Genomic DNA, 20,736 nt, shown 5'->3' on the forward strand with positions numbered 1-20,736 from the left:
CCTCGTTTTGTTCCGGAGGTGCAGCTGTGGCTCGTTTGCACTAGCCGCCGATCTGGAAGGGCATTAGGAAACCATCGTCAGCGAGGGGCGATGAGCGGCGCAGGTTATCAAGTGTATTCAAGAAACGGCGACGGTGCCATTGGGGTTGTCGTTTCCTCCGCAAAGCAAGCTCTCGCCAAGGCCAATGAACTCGCCGAATCTGGGAACGAGGTCCTGATCAAGGACCTTGCCGGCCGGGTCCTCGACACGGCGACGATCGTTGAACTCGCCGCGCGCGAATAGATTACTTGTCGCGGCGTCGGTTGGCTCGGCGGCTACGGGACGAAACTATTCGTCCCGCCTTTTGCAAGAACGGCCTTAAGTTCAACGGATCCTTTCTAGCCGTTTGTGAAGCGGAAAAAACGACGCGATCAATGCCGAGGGCGATCTGCGAAGCAGCGCATCGGCCGAGCGCTCGGCTCATGGCCAAGAAGAGCGAACAGCAACAGGCAGCGGGTCTGGTGTTTCGAACTCGAGATTTGTTTTGTTAGGTACGGCACCGGCACCGTCGCATAAAGCCGATTGAGCGTGCAGATCCAGCTCGGTGGCTTCTGGACGGAAACGGACCACTTGGCTTCGTGCCGCCCGGCGGGGTCGGCCGCCTCGCTTAAAGTAAGGTTCGACATCGTATCCGCGAGCTTGAGCAGACATGCGAGCATATTGTTCTGGCGCGCATTCGGGATGTCCGGCTCTCCGAGCGGCCAACCGGCTAAAGCGGAACGCGCTCTCTCTGCCGCCTTTAAGAGATTTGAATTAGCGATGAACTGGATCGCATGCCCGAAGGAGCCGTCTCCGTAGGCGTTTTCGTTCACGAAGCAGATGAAGTGCAGGCGTTCGCACGCCTCGGCTGCGCCCTTCAGCATGGTCTTGTCATCGGAAACGTACCGATCAACGCGTTCCTTCACAGCTGTCGGCAGTCCGGGCGCGAGGCCTAGACCGAGGTAGCCGCTGGCGCCGGGTTTGCTCGCGGCAGGGTAGTCGTGCGACACCCAGCCGGTTGCTGAGGCTTCCATCCAGACCTTGTCGTCGGAAGAAGGTGAACTGGACGAAAGGGTCACGACCCGCGAGCTTGAGGACGCCGTCCACGAACCCGGCATCAGGTTGGCGAAGATGCCGAGCACCTGGATGACAGGGAGTTTTGGTCCGTTCGGCGACAATCTGACGTGCAGCGGAATGACGATCTGCGGCGAAGGCGCAGGGTCTCGGCGTCGACGCGAAATTCGCTGGTCGGCAGGGCTACGACGGCCGTGCTCCGCCTGGCGTCGAACAAGCCACGCGACCTTGTGGTCGGCGTCAGGCGCCTCCGGCGAACGCGGGAAGGGTTAGGAGCGACGCCATACACACGGCGATGAGCGCGAAAGACCTTGTCACTGTTGGAGGGACATTCGTGATGCAGGCTACGTCCCCAGGAGCATAAGCAAAAATCATAGTCTTTCTGTTGCCTATTCTGGTTTATGGTGTGTATCGCAATTGAGAGACATAAGAAGTACAACGACTTGGATATGCGACATGAGCGAAAACGCGGCCCAAACCGGATCCGTCATTTACCCGCAGGTGGCCCGCGCCCTGGCGAAGCTCGGTCGTGACATTTCGCTTGCTCGGCGCCGGAGGCGGATCGCGGCGGAGGATTTCGCCCAACAAATGGGAGTGTCGCAAGCCACACTTCACCGGCTTGAGCGTGGCGATCCCGGCATTGCACTGAACACCCTCACCATGGCCATATTCGTCCTTGGACGCCTCAACGCGGTGAGCGAACTCGCTGACCCGATGAAGGACGATGTCGGCATGATGCTGACCCGGCAGGAAGCTCCTCGTCGCGTGCAGCGGGTCAACGCCGCCCGGTCGGAGCCCAAGACAAAGGCCGACGAAAGCCCGAGAAAGTCGAAAATTGACGACAACGGCTATGTAGGATTCTGATGCCTACGCGGAACATTTGTCCGACTTGGTGCCGCCGGCATTCCTGTCGGCGAATTGATGGTCGACGCAGAACCGGGCGGACGGGAGACTTCAGCGTTCACCTACGATCCCAGCTGGATTGCGCGTGCAGAGGCCTTCGCAATATAGGTCAGCCGCTTGCCGCTGATGCCCCCTCAAAGCTTTTGCGGCGCGATCCTGATCGTCAACGCCCAGCGCAACGCGATTGTTGTAGCGGAAATCGAGTTCCGACAGGTAGCGGTGCAGGTGCTTCTCTTTGCAGTGCTGGTAGACGCCCTTCATGCCTGCGCTCGAAGATCGAGTAGAAGCCCTCGACCGTGTTGGTGGTGATGACGTCACCGGCGGAATTGTCTGACGCTTGAATCTTGCGAGAGCGGTTACACGCGAATCGAACGTAGCGCGGCAGGGCCTAAGCGGCGGTGAGACGATCGCGCAGTTCAACAACGAAGGGTGAATTGGCATACATCAGATGAACCTCTTCCTTGGCCCGGGTAAACCGCCGCAGCACCACTTCGCGCACATCTCCAAGTATCTCATGAGACGACTCCCGCGAGGATAGAGCGCGTTCTGGCGGCATCCCGCACTGCGTCACCGATCCACGCCGCTGGGTACAAGATAGCGACGTCTCCCATTCTCAAGTCTGGAATCCGCTTTTGCACCTCGGGCAACACGGTCGAGAATAGATGAGAGGCCTGCGCCTGAAGAGACCCACGCAGGGGATGAAAAAAGATGGTGCCCTGCTTCGCGCCGTAGGACCGCGCAAAAGCCTAAGCAAGCTAAAGGCTTGGCCTAATGATCCTGCCGCGCCGTCGTCGCGTGCGCTGATGGACCCGGTGAGCTGTTCCCTAATAGTTGGGTTATAGCCAGTGGTTCGACGACACGAGCGACTGGCATGCTTGGTGCATGAAACCTCGTGCGCTTGTGGCCTGGAATATTCGTCGGATCCGCGTGGATCGCGGCATCTCGCAAGAAAAATTGGCTTATCAGGCCGGGATTGATCGCTCCTACATGTCTAGCCTCGAGCGGCAATCGACAAACCCGACAATTGATCTGCTTGACCGCATCGCTAAAACGCTGGACGTTCATTTGTCCGAATTCTTTGTTCGGCCAGCCAAACGTGCGAAGGCTCCCAAGATATTGCCGAAAGGCCGTAAGCCCGCACGACCACCTCGTCCGCAGGAATAACTACGACATCGGTACTGTGCCTTTCTACGTGCCGCAATTGCGCAAGGAACTACTCTTGTGATGCACTCACCCCGAGCTGAGGAACGACCACAAAATTTGATCCCTTTGCGAGCACCATGCCAGGCACCATCAACCTTGAGCGTGCCTTGCCTGACCCGATAAAGACGCGGTCTTTTTTGATCAGCCTTTCGTCGACGAGAACGATCCAGTCGAGGGGAAAGGCCTATTACCGTGATACTCCCATATTCCATTTGGGTGGTTCCCAGCACGTAGGCGAGCGGTGCAACCGACAGCTTGCGTCTTCACGCTGCGGCGCATGGCCGGCGACGATTTCTGTGCATCGTACGGCATCGATCGAGAAGATGGCGCCAACTCAGATTTGGCTCGGTAATACGCCGTGCAAGGGAGGCCTTTAGCGGTGGCGATCTCTCCGTAGAGATAAGCGGCTCGCGCTTCGCCCGCCAGCCAGAGTCTCGGAAAGCGCGATGCCGTTGGATTTAGATCAAATGGAAGCCTTCCGGGCCATGCAGGTGCTGCTCCCACATCGGTGTCAATGGTGTTGGTTCAACGTGGGTAATGCCACCCAAGCCGAACCAATGAGCCTGCGAGGAGTCTGCCGGTTGGATAGAGTGACGTTTTCTCCGACCATGGCTGAAGCACTTGGTTGGCGCGTCAGAGTATCAGCTTGGAAGATGAACTGATCAGCGCTAAGCAAACTAGCTGCCGGTGCAGCAGAGGATTGGTTCGTATGCTCGTTGCCTGCCGATGGAATAACGCGCTGCCCTGTTCTCTGAAGTTAAACTGATCATGGGCGACTGGTACCGAGCCACAAGCGGGTGCGGTCCGAAGGGTAACGATCCCTCGCTCTAAGGCAGCTTATCTTGAGCAACCTTGGCCGCACGTTCGATCTCTTTTTGCTTTTCCTCTTCGCGCTTCTGAGCAGCCTGGGCTTTTCTGAAGGTTGCAACTCGCTTGATAATCGTAAGCAACTCCTCGGTGTTCTTGACGCTTGGTTCGATAAGAAACAGCGGACAGTGCCGCTCCTTATCCACCGGAAATCCCACGACGCATGGCGCATCGAAGAACTCTATCCGCAACTTTTGTATATCACTGGGCTTATCGAGCCCATCGGGCTCAAGCCGAAGCCAGTAATCATCAATTTCGTCCTTGTCGTCGGTGAGCGAGGAACGATCAGAACACGACATCCGACGGCAATCCGAGCTACACACATCTTGCATTTCGGATAGAAGTTGATCCGCAATCGGCATCAGCAGAAATTCTTGCACTTGTTCCGGCATCTCATCACCTTTTCCACGAAAGATGGAATCAGCAATGAGTTGGGCAACATCTTGGGCCGGCAACGTATCCAACGCGACCAAAATAAGATAGGCGAACGCTCGGCTGATAGGCTTTGGATCGACCCCTCCTTTGGAGCTGCGCATAAGCAGGTAGGAGACATTTACCAATCCGATCTGTAGGACCGACATGAGTGATGTCGTGCTGAGGATGGCCCCCCAGGGCCGGTGGGTGATATTCCCGTTCGCAAATTCATTAGCAACCGCCGCGAACAGCCCCATTCCCGTCACTTCAGTCTCACGGCGAACTTCCCAAAGGTCAGCCAGAGCCTTCGGCGTCACGAATTCCAACTTGTTCCAGAATCGGCTCTCCATAGCCTGAAAGCGGCCCTGCGGACTCAGCGCCTCTGAAAACAACCTCAGAACGACGTCAGGGTGACGCGAAAGATATCGTTCAAGCTGGCTATGATCCCATAGCTTGACCTTCGGGCGAGGATGTTTGGCTTGCCATTCCTTGACCCAATCCCGTGTCGGGTTTGAAAATTGAGTGTTGGTGGCGATGACAACGTAATCGAGGTACTCGGTCGCGAGAGCATTATTGACGGCGGATTTCACCTCGCTGGATTCGACCGTACCAGCGCGGCCCTTGCACTCGATCCACCATTTTTGCGACTCAATCTCGCCGTCGGCAGCCGGTGCGTAGAAATGCGCTTCCAGATCGCGTCCACCATCGGCCGCGCCATCGCCGCTGCCTCCCGTGCGCCATTCGAGATCCTTGGCACCCATGGCGTCCAGAAGCCAATAGACGCATTCCTCAAGGTCGCGCCGCTTCAAACTCTCGAATGGAATGGAAGCCGGTAGTACCCATTCTTTATTGGCTTTATCGGACATGCCCCGCCCCGAGACGCAAATACTCTACTGGCGGCCAGACTAATTGGCCGACACGAGCCGGGCAAGGATCGGTTGCCCCTGGATCGGAAGCCTCGCACAGCACGTGTCGCTAACTCCTGGCGCTAATGTGGTCGCGATTGATCGGCCTTACATGTCAAGTCTCGAGCGGCAGTCGAAAAAACCGAAAATTGACCCGGTTGACGGCATCGCCAATACCGGGGCGTTCAGTTGTCCGAATTCTTCGCTCGGCCGTCCGAACGACAGAAATGCGCCAACGCCCATCAAGTCCGCGAACCAATCGAGCCCACAGCGTCCGGCAGCGCTACCGATCGAGCGGAAAGGGGGCCGATCCCATCAACCGTTTCCAGTTGCACCGAAGACAATCGTTGTGGCGGCGCTCCATATCTTTATCTGAGAGTTTATCCCGGAGGCCGTCCATATCGGCCTCAAGAAAGCTACGGGCCTATAACGCTACAGGAATGGTCGGCTTTCAGTTATTTTCGGCTTCATCCTAGTTGCCTTTCGGAACTTCATTCGTGTTCGATCCGGACGGCAATATCGGTTGATTCACTCAGGCAGCCAAAGTCGTTGTCGATTGCGGGCAGGCGAGGAGATGGGCAGGGTTGGCCGATACGATCGGGTGTCGCATCAGAAAAATCTATCTGCCAGAGCGATGAATAAAAGAACGAACTGCTAATTCGAGGGGGCGGCCACGGCCGCTCCTACAGTTTACTTTTTTCGCATGATCCAGCGTGTTCGGCGCAGGTCCTGATGCTGCCATGAACTGATGCAACTTGTGCTTGAGCCCCGTGGAGAGATTACTATGGCAAAGCCCCCTCGAATCGTCCTTACCCCGTTCTTTCGCCCGCGCGATGAAGACACTGAGGAGCAACAGATATATGTGGCGGGATTCCTCGATGAGGGGGACGAGGCGTGGGGTACGCTGATCCCACTGGAGGCGGAGATGGTCGAGCAAGCCGTTATGGGCCACCATACATTCGGGGTTTGGTGCAACTCCGACGGCCGCATCCAACCGCAGCCCAGCAGCGACGGGCTATTTGAACACCTTCTCGAGAAAGGTCAATTGAAAGAAACGCCTCTCGACGAACTGGTTGCCGAGGCTATCGAAGACGGCAGGAATGAACCCAATAATGAGATCCTCGGCAAGTTCGAGACCCTGCATGAACGGCTGGTGCGCGCCGCCAGCGCAGTCGCTGACGAGATTGCACGGCGCAGGCGATGAAATCAAGGCGCGTGAGCACCGAGTGAAAGAGGATCATGGCTACCTTTGGATACATAGCCGAGCGAAGGATGTTCCTGCCATAGCGGAATACGCATGATGGCCCAATCCTCATCGGATTGATCACGCTCGTGGCGTACTCCCGCCGGCATTCGATGACCAAATAACACTCTTTCGCTTGCGTGTAGCGAGTTCGGAGCCGCATTGTTCAACCTGCGACTCTCCGGTCGTTTGCGCTCAGAGCCACCGGACCAGCACCGCAATCGAGGTCCTCTGAGGTGTGATCGCCCGGTGCTGGCGTTGAAGACCTATCTCTCAATTGTCTGCGACGTGGTCGCGGTTGACCTTAGACGAGGCGACCATCTCACTCCAGAATCCGTCGCCCGCAGGCGACGCATGACGCGCGCTGGACAACTCGACGTTCAACCTCTTTCGACCGCCTGGCGACGGCGAAGGCGGACACGAGGTTCGCTTTGCCTGAACGACAGCGGCCGGAGCGTTCCGATGATTGAAAGTGCCTGATGTCGGCGCTCGGCCTCGTCGGCTGATTTTGTAGCGATCTAGGACGGTTCTCCCGCATCGGTCGCGAAGGCCATTTAGGATTCATTTACCCATTCCAATGTAAAAAAATGTGCGTTCTGCGTGTTATGCGGGCTTTGTGCCCTAGCGGAGGTTCCGATGAGTCCCAACGAACCATCTTGGAAAATGCTGACGGCTCTCTTGGCGGTAATCACCTTGTCCACCGCCCTATTCTACGCGGGACTGCCACCCGCAATCGCAGTCATGCCCTGCTTTCTTCTCGATATGCTGATGCGGGGACGACTGCAGTGGTGAGCCTGGCCGAGCTGAACCTCCGACACACCGCAAAGAGAGCTCGTCGACGCTACCGGCCAGCGGAGATTATGCGCGCTCCCCGGATCCTCATCGTCGACGACGAGGAGGAGGATGCGAAGCGCGTGGCGGTCGCATTGAGGGATCCGGATTCGAGCATCGGGGAGCTGGGGTGCGAAATCATCGAAGTCAAGGACGTGGCGAGCGCCCGCGAATATCTTGAGCGGGACGACGTCGACCTCTACGTCTTGGATCTGGACGTCGCGGAAAGATACGGAGAGCTCTCGCACAAGGAAATCGGAAGGGCGTTCGTAGAGTCGGTGGTCGACAACACGAACGCGGGCATCATCGTCTGCTCGGGCCTTCCGATCGACGACGAAGCGCGTCCGCTGATCGAATACGGCGCGGACGACTACGTGGAGAAGTCCCATGGTTTCTCGACGGTCGCACCGCGCGCGATGTCGGTCTGGCGAAGGGTGCACACCGAACGGCGATCGAAACAATCTCACTCCGGCAGGAAGTTCCTCATAGGAGATTGGATGTTCACGATCGGCGATCGCACGATCAAGAATCTTTCCGGCGCGACGAAAAGACTTTCGATCACCGAGCATATCCTCTTGCGCCATCTGTGCGTCGTGGAGGACCACGCGATCGACGGCGAAGTGTTCAACATCGAAGTTCTTCGTAGGGAAAAAGGTGACAAGCAGGTCCGAATGGACGTCTTCATTCCACGACTGAGGGAGAAATTGGACGACAGCATAGATCTGTCTTCCCAAGGACGAACCGGGGTCTATAGGCTTTTGGGGGTCCAGGAAGTAAGCGCGTTCTAGTCGTAGCTGGTGCGGTCCCACTTGGCCGCCGGATATGCGGGCCCAAGAAGCCACGATTGTCGACATCCCTATTCGACGGTCTGCGATTGCCTGATTTTACAGGTATGTGGGTCGTGAAGGACGGCTAATTTGAGGCGCGTGCCTAAATCCAGTTGCTGGGGTCACAAGAGGTCTACCAGCACGACGGCAGCGACGCTGATTTGCGCCGGTTTTTCTACGAGAACGCTCTGGGCCGGTTGCCTCGTTTGGAAGCCGCGCGTCATCACCTTGATTGTGCGCGTAAGAGTCGGCGCGGGCTCAATTTTCACGGCCGGCGTTTGGGGCTGAGCTCCGCCAGAAAGATTGTTCCGACATCCACGGCCCGCTGGGCGCTCTTCGGATCGACATCAACGCCATGCGCTGCTTCATTCATAACGCGGAGAGAATCGAGAAACTGTTGCATGCTGGCCGGTGCTAGCCCACGGCGCTGTAGCTCTCGGAGCATGATGCCAAGGCTAGTCGGCCGCGATGGAGAAAAGCCGTTCGCGGTCGCGAAATCGCGTAGCGCGCGCTCGATCTCGATCCGCAGCTTGACGATGGACATGAGCGGAAACTCGCGGGCGAATTCCTCGACGGTTGGCAGATCTTGCTGAAGCTGGGGTGGCAGGGCTGGCGAGAGTTGATAGTGGGCGACACCCATCGGCTTGCTGGTGTCACGCAAGGCATACTCGACGATGACCTCGTTCCGGCCCTTGCAGAGAATGATGCCGATCGTCGGTTGGTCATCCTTGTGCCGAAGCTGGTCATCGACCGCTGACAGGTAGAAGTTCATCTTTCCCGCGAATTCAGGCTTGAAGTCCTCGATCTTTAGCTCGACCACCACGAAGCAGCGTAGCCGCAAATGATAAAAGAGCATGTCGAGATAGTAGTCCTGGCCGCCGACCTCGAGATGGTATTGGCTGCCGACGAAGGCGAAGCCCTTGCCGAGTTCGAGGATGAGCGAGCGGAGGTGCTCGATCAACCCGCGTTCGAGGTCGCGCTCCAGCATCTCAGGGCCGAGCGAGAGAAAGTCAAAAGTGTAGGGGTCCTTGAGGATCTGCTGGGCAAGCTCCGACTGCTCCGCCTGCAAGGTCCGCGAGAAGTTCGTCAGCGCGCTGCCTTGACGGGCGAACAGATTGCTGTCGATCTGATGGAGGAGGACGTTTCGACTCCATCCGTGTTCAATGGCCTGGCGAGCGTACCAAGCGCGTTCCTCGGGCCTCTTGATGGCGTCGAGAAGTCGAACGTTATGGCCCCAGGGTAATAGTGCAACAACCTGTTGCACAAATTCGCCGTCCGGCCAAGCCTCCGCAAAGGCCCGCATATACTTGAGATTTCGGGAGGATAGACCTGTCATCTCGGGGAAGGCGCGGCCAAGGTCGTCGGCGAGGCGATCGATGACCTTGGCGCCCCAACCTTCTTTCTCCTGCCGGATGAGAATGTCGCGGCCGACCGTCCAGTACAGCAGGATCAATTCGCGGTTCACCGATAGGCCGGCACGATGCCTCGCCTCGGCAATCTTCGTCTTGAGATCGCCGACCAATGCCGAGTAGCTCTGCGCGTCGATCTCGGTCGCCGGTCTCGCGCCTTTTCGCGGAGCCGTGGGTTTGGACGGGCGCTTGGTCATGCCGCCGCCTTCAGGCGCTTCTTGGTAAGCATCGCGCGCACGAACTTGTCCCACTTTGCCACACCGGCACGCTTCTCAGGCATGTAATGCCAGCGGTCGTAGTTCTTGGAGCTGACGTCTTGCAGCGCATGATTTTGCAGACGATCTCGAATCTCTTTTGACACACCGGCCTTGCCGGCCAGAGTCTTGAAGGTTCGCCGGAGGTCCCGGTTTGTTGCATAGGGGATCACGCCTCGGTCCCGCTGCCGCCAAACGAAGCTATAGAGCGTACCGTGGCTCACGGGCTTGGATGGATCCTTCGCTGAGGGAAAGAACCAGCCGTACTTGTTTGGCTTGATCGACGCAATCAGTTCGGCGGCGATCGACGGCACTGGAACGGCATGCGGCTGAAGGTTCTTGGTCTTGGACCAGTCTATGATCCTCTCCGGCGCGTCCCATTGATCGACATGCAGGCGCGCGATTTCCTCGACGCGTTGACCAGTCAGCATGATGAGCTGCACTGCACGAGGATAGGAGGGATGAACCGGCGTATCGGGGCATTCTAGCCAGCGAAAGAGTCGCACGAACTCTTCCTCGTTGAGCCAGCGCATGCCCTGGACCTTGGGTTCGGTCGGAATTTCCGAGGCCGGATTGTATGGGATACGGAAACGGCGCGGGGATGTGTTCCGATAATCGTTGTCGGATTTCATTCCCCAACTATAGGCCGCGTGGATGTAACATCGCACGTGGTCGGCCATTGAGCGGGCGCCACGCTCGTAAATCGGTCGGATAAGCTCGACGATCTCGTCAGACTCGATCTCGCGCGCGAGGCGGTGGCGCCCGAGCGTGTCGGCGATCTTGTTGAGGCCTTTCTCTGTCTCCTTCCAGGACGGCTTGCCGGCGGCCTTGAGCGACGCGACATAGCCCTCGAACAAGTCGGCGACCGTGCCGGGGCGGGTGTCTGTTGCGATCTTGATGCTCCGGCCTTTCTGGATCACGTCGGCATAGTCGCGCTTGAAGATCTCGCGCGCCTGAGCCAAGGACGTCGACGGATAGGCGCCTAGCTTCTTTTTGGTGCGTTTGCCGTCGCGCCATTGCTGCGCCATCCAGTCGGCGGTCACACGCTTCGGCATCGGCTTGAGGACGAGGACGAGACGGCCGGTGCCGCGGCCCTCACCATCTGCGAGGTTTTCTTGTTTCCGGCTGAGTTCGACGCGCTTCAGCGCATGTCGGATCGCGGTGTCGGTCAGGCTTGGCATTTCTTCTGTTCCGCAACTGGGATCGGTCGGGGAGAAACGGGGATCGTTTGCTGGGAGCGGAAGGCCGTTCTCTATCCCTCTAACCGCTCCCAATTTGCCATAGCCACCGCCAGTACGCAATGCGAGGGGACGCCTAATTTTATAGGTGTTTCAGAGGAATTGAGTGTGATCAAGCGTGATCGAAAAGGGGCTAGTGGGGTGGTTGTGCACCAGGATCAGCGCGGTGGCGGACAATTCCAGCGCGCGCTTGATCACCTCGCGCGGATAGACCGGGGTGTGATCGACGGTGCCGGTCTGCTGCACCTCGTCGGCGATCAGCTGGTTGCGCTTGTCGAGGAACAGGAGGCGGAACTGCTCCTTGTCGGCGAACGCCATGCCGGTGCGGCAATAGTCGATGACGTCGTTCCAGGACGACAGCGCGACGTTGCGCCTGATCTCGCCCTAGGCGATCCGGCCGGCGGCGGCGGCGAGCAGTTTGAGCTGGTTGATCGAGGCATCCTTGACGCCCTCGACCTCGCGCAGCCGCGCCACCGGCGCGTGCACCACCTCGGCGAACGAGCCGAACTTCTTCAGCAGCGCCTTGGCCAACGGCTTGGTGTCGCGGCGCGGGATCGCGGCGAACAGCGCCATTTCCAATAGCTCGTAGTCGGTCAGCGCGTCGGGACCGGCCGCATAGAAGCGCTCGCGCAGCCGTTCGCGATGGCCGTGATAATGCGGCGTCTCGTCGGGCTGATCGGGGCTGTCACTGGCTTTGGCGGGCATCGGCCACAACCATGCCGTGCTTGCGGCGATTTGCAAGAGCCGATGCAACTGCCCGGTTTGCCACGACGCTTCGGGCGAATTACCGTCGGCCGCAACGGTTCGAGAGCAAAGAGGGGGAGGGCCGCGTGACATCATTCAAGGTGATCCGCTCGCGCGCCGAGAAGCGCAAGGGCGGGCCGAAGGCGCTGGAGAAGCTGCTGCGGCCGCCGGCGGGCGCCAAGGCGCTGGCAAAGCTCGGCGACGACCGCGTGCTGGCCGAGATGACGAGGCGCGTGTTCTGCGCCGGCTTTGCCTGGAGCGTGATCGACGCCAAATGGCCGGGCTTCGAGGAGGCGTTCCTCGGCTTTCAGCCCGCCAAGCTCGCCTTCAAGCCCGACGAATTCTGGGAGAAGCTCGTCAGCGACGCCAGGATCGTGCGCAACGGCGCCAAGATCATGTCGGTGCGCGACAACGGCCGCTTCGTGCAGGAGATCGCGCGCGAGCATGGCAGCTTCGGCAAATTCCTTAGCGCCTGGCCGTCATCGGATGAGGTCGGACTGCTGGAGCTATTGGCGAAGCGCGGCAGCCGGCTCGGCGGCAACACCGGACAGATGCTGCTGCGCTTCCTCGGTTGGGACGGCTTCGTCACCTCGCGCGACGTCGTCGCCTGCCTGCGCGATGCCGGCCTCGATATCGCCGAGGAGGTCAAGTCGAAGCGCGATCTCGCCAAGGTGCAGGCGCAGTTCAACGCCTGGGCGGAGGAGACCGGGCTGTCCTATCTGCATCTGTCGCGGATCTGCGCGATGTCGATCGGAGAGAACCATACGCCCGAGGAGATCATCGAGCGCACGCGCAGCAACTTCTGACGAGGACGGCTACAGCTGAACCCGACTACACCTGAACCCACGGCTTCTCGCCATGGCGCTCGGACAGCGTGAAGATCTCGACGCCGTCGGCGGTGACGCCGACCGAGTGCTCGAACTGCGCCGACAGCGAGCGGTCGCGGGTCACCGCGGTCCAGCCGTCGGACAGGATCTTCACATGCGGCTTGCCGAGATTGATCATCGGCTCGATGGTGAAGAACATACCGGGCTTCAAGGGCGCGCCTTCTCCGGGGCGGCCGATATGGATGATGTTCGGCTCGTCGTGAAACAGGCGGCCGAGGCCGTGGCCGCAGAAGTCGCGCACCACGCTCATGCCCTGCGGTTCGACATAGCTCTGGATCGCGTGGCCGATATCGCCGGTGGTGGCGCCGGGCTTCACCGAGGCGATGCCGCGCATCATCGCCTCATAGGTCACCTCGATCAGCCGCTCGGCCTTCCGCGCGATGGCGCCGATCGCATACATGCGGCTGGAGTCGCCGTACCAGCCGTCGACGATGAAGGTGACGTCGACATTGACGATGTCGCCTTCCTTCAGCGGGCGGTCACCCGGCATGCCGTGGCAGACCACGTGATTGATCGAAGTGCAGGTCGAGTAGCGATAGCCGCGATACATCAGCGTCGCCGGATAGGCGCCGTGATCGAAGGCGAACTTGCGAACGAACTCGTCGATGACCGAAGTCGGGATGCCCGGCTTGACGATGTCGGTGAGCGCATCGAGGCATTTCGACACCAGGGCGCCCGCCTTGCGCATGCCGGCAAAGCCGCTCGGTCCGTGCAGCTTGATCTGGCCGGTCTTGCGAAGCGAGGTGTCGGTGGCGTCGATATAGCTCATGGGCGGGCTGTTTCTGCGGGCAAGGGGCTGATTTCAGGCCCTAATTTAATGATCGGCGCGCCCGGCGCAAGCCAAGGTTGGGCATGGGGACATGTCCAAACGGCTTGATTTTCAGGCCATATCCGGAACAGCGGCCACCGCTGCGGCGAAAAGACCGCGCGCAAGCGCTAATTGGAGACCTCGACCACGCTCTCGACCGGCAGCGCGCCGCCGCGGATGCGGAGTTCCCGCACCGGGTAGGGCACCCTGATCCCCTCCTGCTTGAAGGCGTCCCACAGCGACAGCATGACGTCGCTCTTCACATTGTCCATGCCGTCGGGGTCGGCGATCCAGAAGGTCAGGGAGAATTTCATCCCGGCCTCGGCGAACTCGGTCAGGATGCAGTTCGGCGTCCGGCCCTTGGTGGCGCGCGGATGGGCCGCCGCGGTCGTGATCGCGAGCTTGCAGACCTGCCGCGGATTGGCGCCGTAGTTGGTGGAGAAGGCGATCTTCACCAGCGTGTTCTTGTCGGTATAGGTCCAGTTGGTGACCTTCTGCGTCACCAGGTCCTCGTTCGGGATCAGGAACTCGCGGCCGTCGCCGGCGGCGACCGAGATGTAGCGGGTCTTCATCGCGCTGATCCGGCCCGAATTGTCGCCGATCGTGACGAGATCGCCGGGCTTCACCGATTTGTCGACCAACAGGATCAGGCCGCTGATGAAATTGGCGACGATCTTCTGCAGGCCGAGACCGATGCCGACGCCGGCCGCGCCGGTGAACACCGCGAGCGCTGAGAGGTTGATGCCGACCGCGCCGAGCGCGATCACGATCGCCGTCACCATCAATCCGATGCGGATGATCTTGACCAGCAGCACCTGGATCGACGGCGTCAGATCGGTGGCGCGGTTGATCCGGCTCTCGGCGAAATTGCCGGCGAGGTTGGTCAGCCACAGCGCCACGATCAGGAGCGCGCCGGCCTTGATCAGCAGCAGCGGGGAAAGGCGGAGGCCGCCGACCACGACCGCATACGCATCCAGCGTGTCGGCCGCCCAATCGAGCTGGCCGATGATGCTGAGCGCGGCGACCACCCAGGCCGCGATCGAGACTGTTTTCACGATGAAGGCGTTATCGATCACCGAGGTGACGAGGCGGATCACCAGCCAGGCCAGCGCCAGCTTGGCGGAGACCGCGATCAGATAGCTGCGGCTCGGCCAGGTCGCGTGCCACATCACGATGCGGGAGATGATCATCAGGACCGCGAACACGGCGGTGGAAGCGCTCTTCACCATCACGCGGGCGAAGTGCCGGAGCGGCAGCGGCCAGCGCATCGCCAGCGACGACATGTCGACCCGCGCATGAATGGCGGTATCGGCGGCGTAGGCGAGGCCCGCGGCGGCGAGGATGATGCCGAATTGCAGATAGAACCAGGGCGAGGCGACCTCGGCGCCGACCGAGCGCGCCGCCATTTGGATCGATTCGAGGACGTCCTTCCAGTTCATGTCCATCGGCAAAATCTCAACTCGAAGCGCGGGTCAGCCAAATGTGATTCGAATGCGCAGGCAGAATCCCACAAAGGCGCGCACGCGACCATCGATACAACACAGTGTCGGGGCGACCTAGGGCTGATGAGACCGGGCACATTGCCGCTCATGTCAGAAATCGGTTGGCGTCCCAGTGTGGCGACGATAAGGATGCAATTGCAAGTATTTGAGACCTCCGAAGGCGCATGGCATCCCTCGACTCCGTCAGTATAGCGATCCTGCTCGGTGCGGTGCTGGTGATGGCCGGCATCCTGTCGAGCCTGCTGGCCTTGCGGTTCGGCGCCCCCTTGCTGCTGGTGTTCTTGCTGGTCGGCATGCTGGCGGGCGATTCCGGCCCCGGCCGGCTGCAGTTCGACGACGTCCGCACCACCTATCTGGTCGGCTCGGTGGCGCTGGCGCTGATCCTGTTCGACGGCGGATTGAAGACGCGGTTCGCCAGCATCCGCACCGTGCTGGCGCCCTCGATGATGCTGGCGACCGCCGGCGTGCTGTTGACCGCGCTGATCACGGCGCCGGTCGCCCGCTTTGTGCTCGACCTCAACTGGACCGAGTCGCTGTTGGTCGGCGCCGTCGTGGCGTCGACCGACGCGGCTGCCGTGTTCCTGCTGGTGCACACCCAGGGTCTGCGGCTGCGGCCGCGCGTCGGCGCGACGCTGGAGGCGGAATCCGGCACCAACGATCCGTTCGCGATCTTTCTCACCTTGATGCTGGTCGAGTTCATCTCGATCGGCCAGAGCTCGGCCTCGCACATCGCGCTGGAGTTCATCCAGGAGGCCGTGTTCGGCGCCATCATCGGGGTGATCGGCGGCCGGCTGGTGGTGATCGCGCTGAACTATGTGGCGTTGCCGCAGGGCCTGCATGCGCCGTTCGTCACCACAGCGGCACTGGTGATCTTCGGCGGCTCGCAGATCGTGCACGCCTCGGGATTCCTCGCGGTCTATCTCGCCGGTATCATCATCGGCAACCGGCCGACCCGCGCGCATAATTCGGTGGTGACGTTCCTCGACGCCGCGACCTGGCTGGCGCAGATCGTGATGTTCGTGCTGCTCGGCCTCCTGGTCTCGCCGCATCGCCTGCTCTCCAGCGCCGGCGGCGCCGTGCTGGTGGCGTTCGCGCTGATGCTGGTGGCGCGGCCGCTGGCGGTCCTGATCTGCCTCGCACCGTTCAAGTTCAACTGGCGGGAGAAGGTCTTCATCGCCTGGACCGGCCTGCGCGGCGCGGTGGCGATCTTCCTCGCTTCGATCCCGATGCTGGTCGGCCTCTCGAAGGCCTATCTCTATTTCGACGTCGCCTTCGTCGTCGTCATCATCTCGCTGCTGTTGCAGGGCTGGACGCTGGCGCCGGCGGCGCGGCGGCTGCATGTCGCGCTGCCGCGCGCCGAACGCGGCCCGCGCCGCGTCGAGCTCGATTTGCCCGGCCAGCTCGAGCAGCAGCTGGTCGGCTATCCGGTGCGGCCGAAGAGCCTGTATTTCCGCCGCGGGCTGATCCCGTCCTGGTCGAAGCCGACGCTGGTAATCCGCGACGAGCGGATCCTGACGCCGACCGAGGCCGATCCGGTCGCGCCCGGCGACTACATCTATTTGCTGGCGCCGCCGGAGCGCGCCGAGGCGCTCGACCGCTTCTTCGTCGACATGGCGCCGTCGAGCGCGCCCGATCCGCATCTGCTCGGCGACTTCATGGTGTCGGCGGAGCATACGCTCGGCGAGCTCGCCGAGATCTACGGCGTCAAGGTCGACGAGCACCAGGCCAAGCTGACGCTCGCCGACTATTTCGACGTCAATCTCGACCGCGCGCCGAAGGAAGGGGCCGAACTGGCGCTCGACGAGATCGTGCTGGTGGCGCGCAGCATCAGCGGCGGCCGCGTCAACGTCGTCGGCCTGCGCCTGCCGGAGGAAGAGGAGAAGGTCGCGCCGCAAACGCGGATGCAGATCGTCAAGCGCAAGCTCGCCGACATCTGGGCGTCGGTGGCGGGGGTCTGAGCCGCGCCGTTACGTCTTGCGCAGGAAGTTCGAATCCGGCGCGAACTTCTTGATCATGTCGGACAGCCCATCGTCGGCCGGCGGACCGGACGAGCCCTTGGACGCCGCGTCTGGCTTGGTCTCGCCCTTGATCTTCTGGCCGGAAATCTCGGCCAGCGCCGCGAGCAGCGTTTCGTCGAGATTATCGGCCGCTGTCTTCGCAGGTGGTGTCGTCGCAGCTGGCGTGTTGGCGGGCGCAGCGGGAGCCGGCGGAGGCGGCGTCGGTGGAGTGGGCGCGACCGCACGGATTTCGGGCTCGCGCCTCGCCGGCGGCGCTGACTCCCTTGCCGGCTTGGACGCATCTTTGGGGGCGTCCGCGCGCCGGGCGGCGGCCTCGCTGACGGCGGCGATCAACGATGCTTCGAGGGCGGCGGGCGTATCGGCCGGCATGGGCGGCGGTGCAGCCGGCATCGGCGGCGGTGTGACCGGCACCGGCGGCGGCCCGGCGGGCTTCGCGTCCCGGGTGGCGCGACCGAACAGCGGTTCCCGCTGGCTCGCCGCCTGCGGTCGGCTGTCGGTGGCCTTGCCCGGCTCCTTTCCAGGCTCCTTGGCAGGCTTGAAGAGACCCGCGCGTTCGGCGGCCATCTTGGCGGAAGCCTCCTCGACCGTGGCGAGCAGGGACGCTTCGAGCGCGTTTGCGCGATTGCTTGGCGAAGTCGCCGGCTTGGCGGCAGGAATGATCACCGGCTTTGGCTGCGGCGGGGGCGGCAGCGGCGGCGGCCGAGATGCTTCGACTGGTGCGGGCGGCGGCGGGATCGGCTGACCGTCCCCGGCGCGCGCGATGATGCCGTCGACGATCGCCGCCAGGCGGCCCTTATCAGGGGCGGCCAGATAGCTCGCCGCCAGCTCATCGACATATTGCGGGCCGTAATCGGCGAGCACATTGGCGATCTGGGCGAGATCAGGATCGCTGTCGACAAGCCGGCGCCAGGCCTCGCGGTCGTAAGTCTCCCGGTCGTAGGCTGCGCCCATCTTGTCGGGCCAGGCCACCCGGCGCGGCTGGCGCTGCCCGGTATCCTGGGCTGCGATCGGGTCGAGGGTCGGCGGCTGCAGTCCGTCGCTGAGGCGCGGTGGGGTAAATCCCGAGGCGCCGGCCGGCACGGCGGCATCGGCCGGACGCCGGCGCCGCTCGTCGACCTGCAGCGCGATCAGGCCGACGCCCATCAGCAGGAAGCCGAGCGCGGCCCACGAAATCGTGGCGCACAGCAGCCCGCCGATCAGCAGCAACACCCAGCCAGTCAGTCGCACAAATTCACCCTTCCCCATGCCCGATCGGACGTCCCGACGCGGGCCTAGCAGACAAGATAGGCTATCTTATGCCGACTTTCGGAAAAACGGCTAGCTATGCGCCCGCCGTCAGCACCTTGACACCGCCGAACGCGGTCACCTGGCCGCCGCGCAGCATCACGATCTGGGTGGCCAGCTGGCGCAGCTCGGCCGCGTCGTGGCTGACATAGACCATCGGGACGCCGGCCTCGTCGCGCAGCCGGACCAGATAGGGCAGGATCTCGAGCTTGCGGCTTTCGTCGAGCGCGCCCAGCGGCTCGTCGAGCAGCAGCAGCCGCGGCTTGGACAGTAGCGCCCGGCCGAGCGCGACGCGCTGGCGCTCGCCGCCGGAGAGCTTTCCGGGACGGCGGTCGAGCAGGGCGCCGATGTCGAGCAGGTCGACGACGCGCCGGTGTTGGGCGGGATCTTCGGTGAGGCCGTTCATGCGGCGGCCGTAGTCGAGGTTCTGGCGGACATCGAGATGCGGAAACAGCCGCGCGTCCTGGAACACGTAACCGATGCGGCGGCGCCAGCTCGGGACGTGGATGCCGGTCCCGGTATCGTCGACGGTCTCGCCGTCGATCACGATGGTGCCGCGGTCGGGACGCAACAGTCCCGCGATGGTGTTGATCAGCGAGGTCTTGCCGGAGCCGGACGCGCCGAACAGACCGGTGACGCGGCCCTCGCTGCTGAACGAGGCTGCAAGCGAGAACTCGCCGAGCTGCTTGGTGATGTCGACGCGCAGCATGGCTATTGCCCGTGCAGGCGCGCGGTGGCGCGACGCGCGAACACTTCAGCCGCGACCAGTGCGCCGACCGCGAGCACGATCGAGATGATCACGAGCCGCGCGGCGGCGGGGTCGCCATCCGGCGTCTGGATCAGCGAATAGATCGCCGACGAAATGGTCTGGGTCTCGCCGGGAATGTTGGAGACGAAGGTGATGGTCGCGCCGAACTCGCCGATCGCCTTGGCAAAACCGAGCACCATGCCGGCCAGCACGCCGGGCAGCGCCAGCGGCAGCGTCACGGTTGCGAACACCCGCCACGGCGCGGCGCCGAGTGTCTCGGCCGCCTGCTCGAGGCGGCGGTCGACCGCTTCGATCGAGAGACGGATCGGCCGCACCAGAAGCGGAAACGACATCACGCCGCAGGCGAGCGCCGCGCCGGTCCAGCGGAATGCGAACACGATGCCGAGATGGTCGGCCAGCCAGCCGCCGACCAGGCCGCGCTTGCCGAAGGTCAACAGCAGCAAATAGCCGGTGACGACGGGCGGCAGCACCAGCGGCAGATGCACGGCGGCATCGAGCAGCGACTTGCCCCAGAAATCGCGCCGCGCCAGCAGCCAGGCGAGCGCTACCCCGAACGGGGTCGCCACCAGTGTTGCGATGACGGCGACCCGCAGCGACAGCAGGATCGCCGTCCATTCGGTCGGCGAGATCTCAAACACGCTTAGGTCGTCGGGCTGATCAGGAACTTGAAGCCGTATTTCTCGAGGATCGTCTTCGCCGCGGACGAGCGCAGGAAGGCAAGGTACGCGGCGGTCTCCGGCTTCGCGGTCGTGGTCGCCGCGACCGGATAGATGATGGCCGGATGGGTGTCGGCCGGGAAGGTGCCGACGATCTTGACGCCCGGTTCGACCTTGGCGTCGGTCGAATAGACGATGCCGAGCACGGCTTCGCCGCGCGCCACCAGCGTCAGCGCCGCGCGCACGCTCTCGGCCATCGCGAATTTCGGCTCCGCCGCCTGCCAGGCGCCGAGCTTTTCCAGCGCGGCCTTGGCGTATTTGCCGACCGGCACCGCCTTGACGTCGCCGGTCGCGATCCTGCCGTCGCCGGCGAGCTTGGCGAGATCGAAGCCGGGTCCGATGTTGACCTTGTCGATCTTGGAATCCTTCGGCGCGATCAGCACGATCGAGTTGCCGAGCAGGTTTACCCGCGTCGCTTCATTGATGTTCTTCTGCTTGATCGCATAGTCCATCCAGTCGGTGTCGGCGGAGACGAACACGTCGGCCGGCGCACCCTGCTCGATCTGCTTGGCAAGCGCCGAGCTCGCGGCATAGCTGGCGGTGATCTTGACGCCGGTCTTAGCGGTATAGGCTGCATCGATGTCGTCGAGCGCGTTCTTCATCGAGGCGGCGGCAAACACGGTGAGCGTCTTGTCCTCCGCTCTCGCGGGCGAATGCAGCGCGCCGAGCAGGATGACGAAGGCGGTGAAAAGTCCGGCAAGCCTTGAAATTGAAAGTCGTGACATGGAAAGCGCTCCGTGCGAGTTCGCGCGCGAACGATCGCGCGCAAATCAGGCGTTGGGTTGGGGTCTGGCCTGCGACGGACGGAAGCGCTGTTCCGCT

General features: G+C 62.0%; 17 protein-coding genes and 2 pseudogenes. 7 read left to right on the forward strand and 12 right to left on the reverse strand.

Annotated elements, in window-relative coordinates; genetic code table 11:
- Nucleotides 1-90: 90 nt before the first annotated feature.
- The gene (locus QA635_RS04390; RefSeq protein WP_283067209.1) at nucleotides 91-282 is read left to right on the forward strand and encodes a hypothetical protein; all 192 of its coding nucleotides are present in this window, start codon (nucleotides 91-93) and stop codon (nucleotides 280-282) included.
- Between the two features lie 128 nt (nucleotides 283-410).
- Here QA635_RS04390 and QA635_RS41685 read toward each other — a convergent pair whose 3' ends face one another.
- Nucleotides 411-1,196: a hypothetical protein gene (locus tag QA635_RS41685; RefSeq protein ID WP_425249130.1), complete on the reverse strand. Its 786-nt coding sequence runs from the start codon at nucleotides 1,194-1,196 to the stop codon at nucleotides 411-413.
- A gap of 352 nt (nucleotides 1,197-1,548) precedes the next feature.
- Here QA635_RS41685 and QA635_RS04400 point away from each other — a divergent pair, with 352 nt between their 5' ends.
- A complete protein-coding gene (locus tag QA635_RS04400; RefSeq protein ID WP_283067211.1) occupies nucleotides 1,549-1,956 on the forward strand; it encodes an XRE family transcriptional regulator in 408 nt (135 codons plus the stop codon).
- A gap of 101 nt (nucleotides 1,957-2,057) precedes the next feature.
- Here QA635_RS04400 and QA635_RS04405 read toward each other — a convergent pair.
- Nucleotides 2,058-2,317: pseudogene (locus QA635_RS04405) on the reverse strand (transposase); the annotation flags it as partial.
- Nucleotides 2,318-2,877: 560 nt separating this feature from the next.
- Between QA635_RS04405 and QA635_RS04410 the strand changes: the two are divergent.
- Entirely contained in the window at nucleotides 2,878-3,159 is a 282-nt protein-coding gene (locus QA635_RS04410; RefSeq protein ID WP_283067213.1) for a helix-turn-helix domain-containing protein, read from the forward strand.
- An 866-nt stretch (nucleotides 3,160-4,025) separates the two neighbouring features.
- On the opposite strand, the gene QA635_RS04415 is transcribed toward QA635_RS04410, so the two are convergent.
- Nucleotides 4,026-5,345, reverse strand: a complete 1,320-nt coding sequence (locus QA635_RS04415; RefSeq protein ID WP_283067215.1) for a restriction endonuclease — start codon at nucleotides 5,343-5,345, stop codon at nucleotides 4,026-4,028.
- 823 nt (nucleotides 5,346-6,168) lie between these two features.
- Between QA635_RS04415 and QA635_RS04420 the strand changes: the two genes are divergently transcribed.
- Nucleotides 6,169-6,588 (forward strand): hypothetical protein, encoded by a 420-nt coding sequence (locus QA635_RS04420; RefSeq protein ID WP_283067216.1) that lies wholly within the window; start codon nucleotides 6,169-6,171, stop codon nucleotides 6,586-6,588.
- An 824-nt stretch (nucleotides 6,589-7,412) separates the two neighbouring features.
- Nucleotides 7,413-8,246: a response regulator transcription factor gene (locus QA635_RS04425; protein ID WP_283067217.1), complete on the forward strand. Its 834-nt coding sequence runs from the start codon at nucleotides 7,413-7,415 to the stop codon at nucleotides 8,244-8,246.
- 304 nt (nucleotides 8,247-8,550) lie between these two features.
- Here the strand turns inward: QA635_RS04425 and QA635_RS04430 are convergent, their stop codons facing one another.
- The 3 genes and pseudogenes from QA635_RS04430 to QA635_RS04440 form a co-directional block, all read right to left on the reverse strand.
- Nucleotides 8,551-9,891: a PDDEXK nuclease domain-containing protein gene (locus QA635_RS04430; RefSeq protein WP_283067219.1), complete on the reverse strand. Its 1,341-nt coding sequence runs from the start codon at nucleotides 9,889-9,891 to the stop codon at nucleotides 8,551-8,553.
- Nucleotides 9,888-11,129, reverse strand: coding sequence for a tyrosine-type recombinase/integrase (locus QA635_RS04435; protein WP_283067221.1), 1,242 nt, complete (start codon nucleotides 11,127-11,129; stop codon nucleotides 9,888-9,890). Before QA635_RS04435 ends, QA635_RS04430 begins: the two co-directional genes overlap by 4 nt.
- Before the next feature lie 150 nt (nucleotides 11,130-11,279).
- Nucleotides 11,280-11,891 (reverse strand): annotated as a pseudogene (locus tag QA635_RS04440) (JAB domain-containing protein).
- A 125-nt stretch (nucleotides 11,892-12,016) separates the two neighbouring features.
- Here QA635_RS04440 and QA635_RS04445 point away from each other — a divergent pair.
- Nucleotides 12,017-12,736: a DNA-3-methyladenine glycosylase I gene (locus tag QA635_RS04445; protein WP_283067223.1), complete on the forward strand. Its 720-nt coding sequence runs from the start codon at nucleotides 12,017-12,019 to the stop codon at nucleotides 12,734-12,736.
- A 25-nt stretch (nucleotides 12,737-12,761) separates the two neighbouring features.
- On the opposite strand, the gene map is transcribed toward QA635_RS04445, so the two are convergent.
- Both map and QA635_RS04455 read right to left on the reverse strand, forming a co-directional pair.
- Nucleotides 12,762-13,586: a type I methionyl aminopeptidase gene (gene map, locus QA635_RS04450; RefSeq protein WP_225163670.1), complete on the reverse strand. Its 825-nt coding sequence runs from the start codon at nucleotides 13,584-13,586 to the stop codon at nucleotides 12,762-12,764.
- Nucleotides 13,587-13,753: 167 nt separating this feature from the next.
- On the reverse strand, nucleotides 13,754-15,070 hold the full coding sequence (locus tag QA635_RS04455) for a mechanosensitive ion channel family protein (RefSeq protein ID WP_283067226.1): 1,317 nt from the start codon (nucleotides 15,068-15,070) through the stop codon (nucleotides 13,754-13,756).
- A gap of 221 nt (nucleotides 15,071-15,291) precedes the next feature.
- Between QA635_RS04455 and QA635_RS04460 the strand changes: the two genes are divergently transcribed.
- Nucleotides 15,292-17,085 (forward strand): potassium/proton antiporter, encoded by a 1,794-nt coding sequence (locus QA635_RS04460; RefSeq protein ID WP_283067228.1) that lies wholly within the window; start codon nucleotides 15,292-15,294, stop codon nucleotides 17,083-17,085.
- A 9-nt stretch (nucleotides 17,086-17,094) separates the two neighbouring features.
- Here the strand turns inward: QA635_RS04460 and QA635_RS04465 are convergent, their stop codons facing one another.
- From QA635_RS04465 to modA, 4 genes are all read right to left on the reverse strand, one after another.
- On the reverse strand, nucleotides 17,095-18,372 hold the full coding sequence (locus QA635_RS04465; RefSeq protein ID WP_283067230.1) for a hypothetical protein: 1,278 nt from the start codon (nucleotides 18,370-18,372) through the stop codon (nucleotides 17,095-17,097).
- A 94-nt stretch (nucleotides 18,373-18,466) separates the two neighbouring features.
- Nucleotides 18,467-19,138, reverse strand: coding sequence for a molybdenum ABC transporter ATP-binding protein (modC, locus tag QA635_RS04470; protein WP_283067232.1), 672 nt, complete (start codon nucleotides 19,136-19,138; stop codon nucleotides 18,467-18,469).
- A 2-nt stretch (nucleotides 19,139-19,140) separates the two neighbouring features.
- Nucleotides 19,141-19,836, reverse strand: a complete 696-nt coding sequence (gene modB / locus QA635_RS04475) for a molybdate ABC transporter permease subunit (RefSeq protein ID WP_057019516.1) — start codon at nucleotides 19,834-19,836, stop codon at nucleotides 19,141-19,143.
- A 2-nt stretch (nucleotides 19,837-19,838) separates the two neighbouring features.
- Entirely contained in the window at nucleotides 19,839-20,624 is a 786-nt protein-coding gene (modA, locus tag QA635_RS04480) for a molybdate ABC transporter substrate-binding protein (RefSeq protein WP_283071471.1), read from the reverse strand.
- Nucleotides 20,625-20,736: the final 112 nt, after the last annotated feature.

Source organism: Bradyrhizobium brasilense (genome assembly GCF_029714345.1).
In the GTDB taxonomy this organism is placed as follows: Bacteria; Pseudomonadota; Alphaproteobacteria; order Rhizobiales; family Xanthobacteraceae; genus Bradyrhizobium; species Bradyrhizobium australafricanum.

Bases quoted from the DNA above. Each gene is read 5' to 3' on its own strand.
- QA635_RS04415 (WP_283067215.1), bottom strand. From the start codon at position 5,345: ATGTCCGATAAAGCCAATAAAGAATGGGTACTACCGGCTTCCATTCCA.
- modC (WP_283067232.1), bottom strand. From the start codon at position 19,138: ATGCTGCGCGTCGACATCACCAAGCAGCTCGGCGAGTTCTCGCTTGCA.
- QA635_RS04390 (WP_283067209.1), top strand. From the start codon at position 91: ATGAGCGGCGCAGGTTATCAAGTGTATTCAAGAAACGGCGACGGTGCC.
- QA635_RS04430 (WP_283067219.1), bottom strand. From the start codon at position 9,891: ATGACCAAGCGCCCGTCCAAACCCACGGCTCCGCGAAAAGGCGCGAGA.
- QA635_RS04420 (WP_283067216.1), top strand. From the start codon at position 6,169: ATGGCAAAGCCCCCTCGAATCGTCCTTACCCCGTTCTTTCGCCCGCGC.
- QA635_RS04435 (WP_283067221.1), bottom strand. From the start codon at position 11,129: ATGCCAAGCCTGACCGACACCGCGATCCGACATGCGCTGAAGCGCGTC.
- map (WP_225163670.1), bottom strand. From the start codon at position 13,586: ATGAGCTATATCGACGCCACCGACACCTCGCTTCGCAAGACCGGCCAG.
- QA635_RS04400 (WP_283067211.1), top strand. From the start codon at position 1,549: ATGAGCGAAAACGCGGCCCAAACCGGATCCGTCATTTACCCGCAGGTG.
- QA635_RS04460 (WP_283067228.1), top strand. From the start codon at position 15,292: ATGGCATCCCTCGACTCCGTCAGTATAGCGATCCTGCTCGGTGCGGTG.
- QA635_RS04455 (WP_283067226.1), bottom strand. From the start codon at position 15,070: ATGGACATGAACTGGAAGGACGTCCTCGAATCGATCCAAATGGCGGCG.
- QA635_RS04410 (WP_283067213.1), top strand. From the start codon at position 2,878: ATGAAACCTCGTGCGCTTGTGGCCTGGAATATTCGTCGGATCCGCGTG.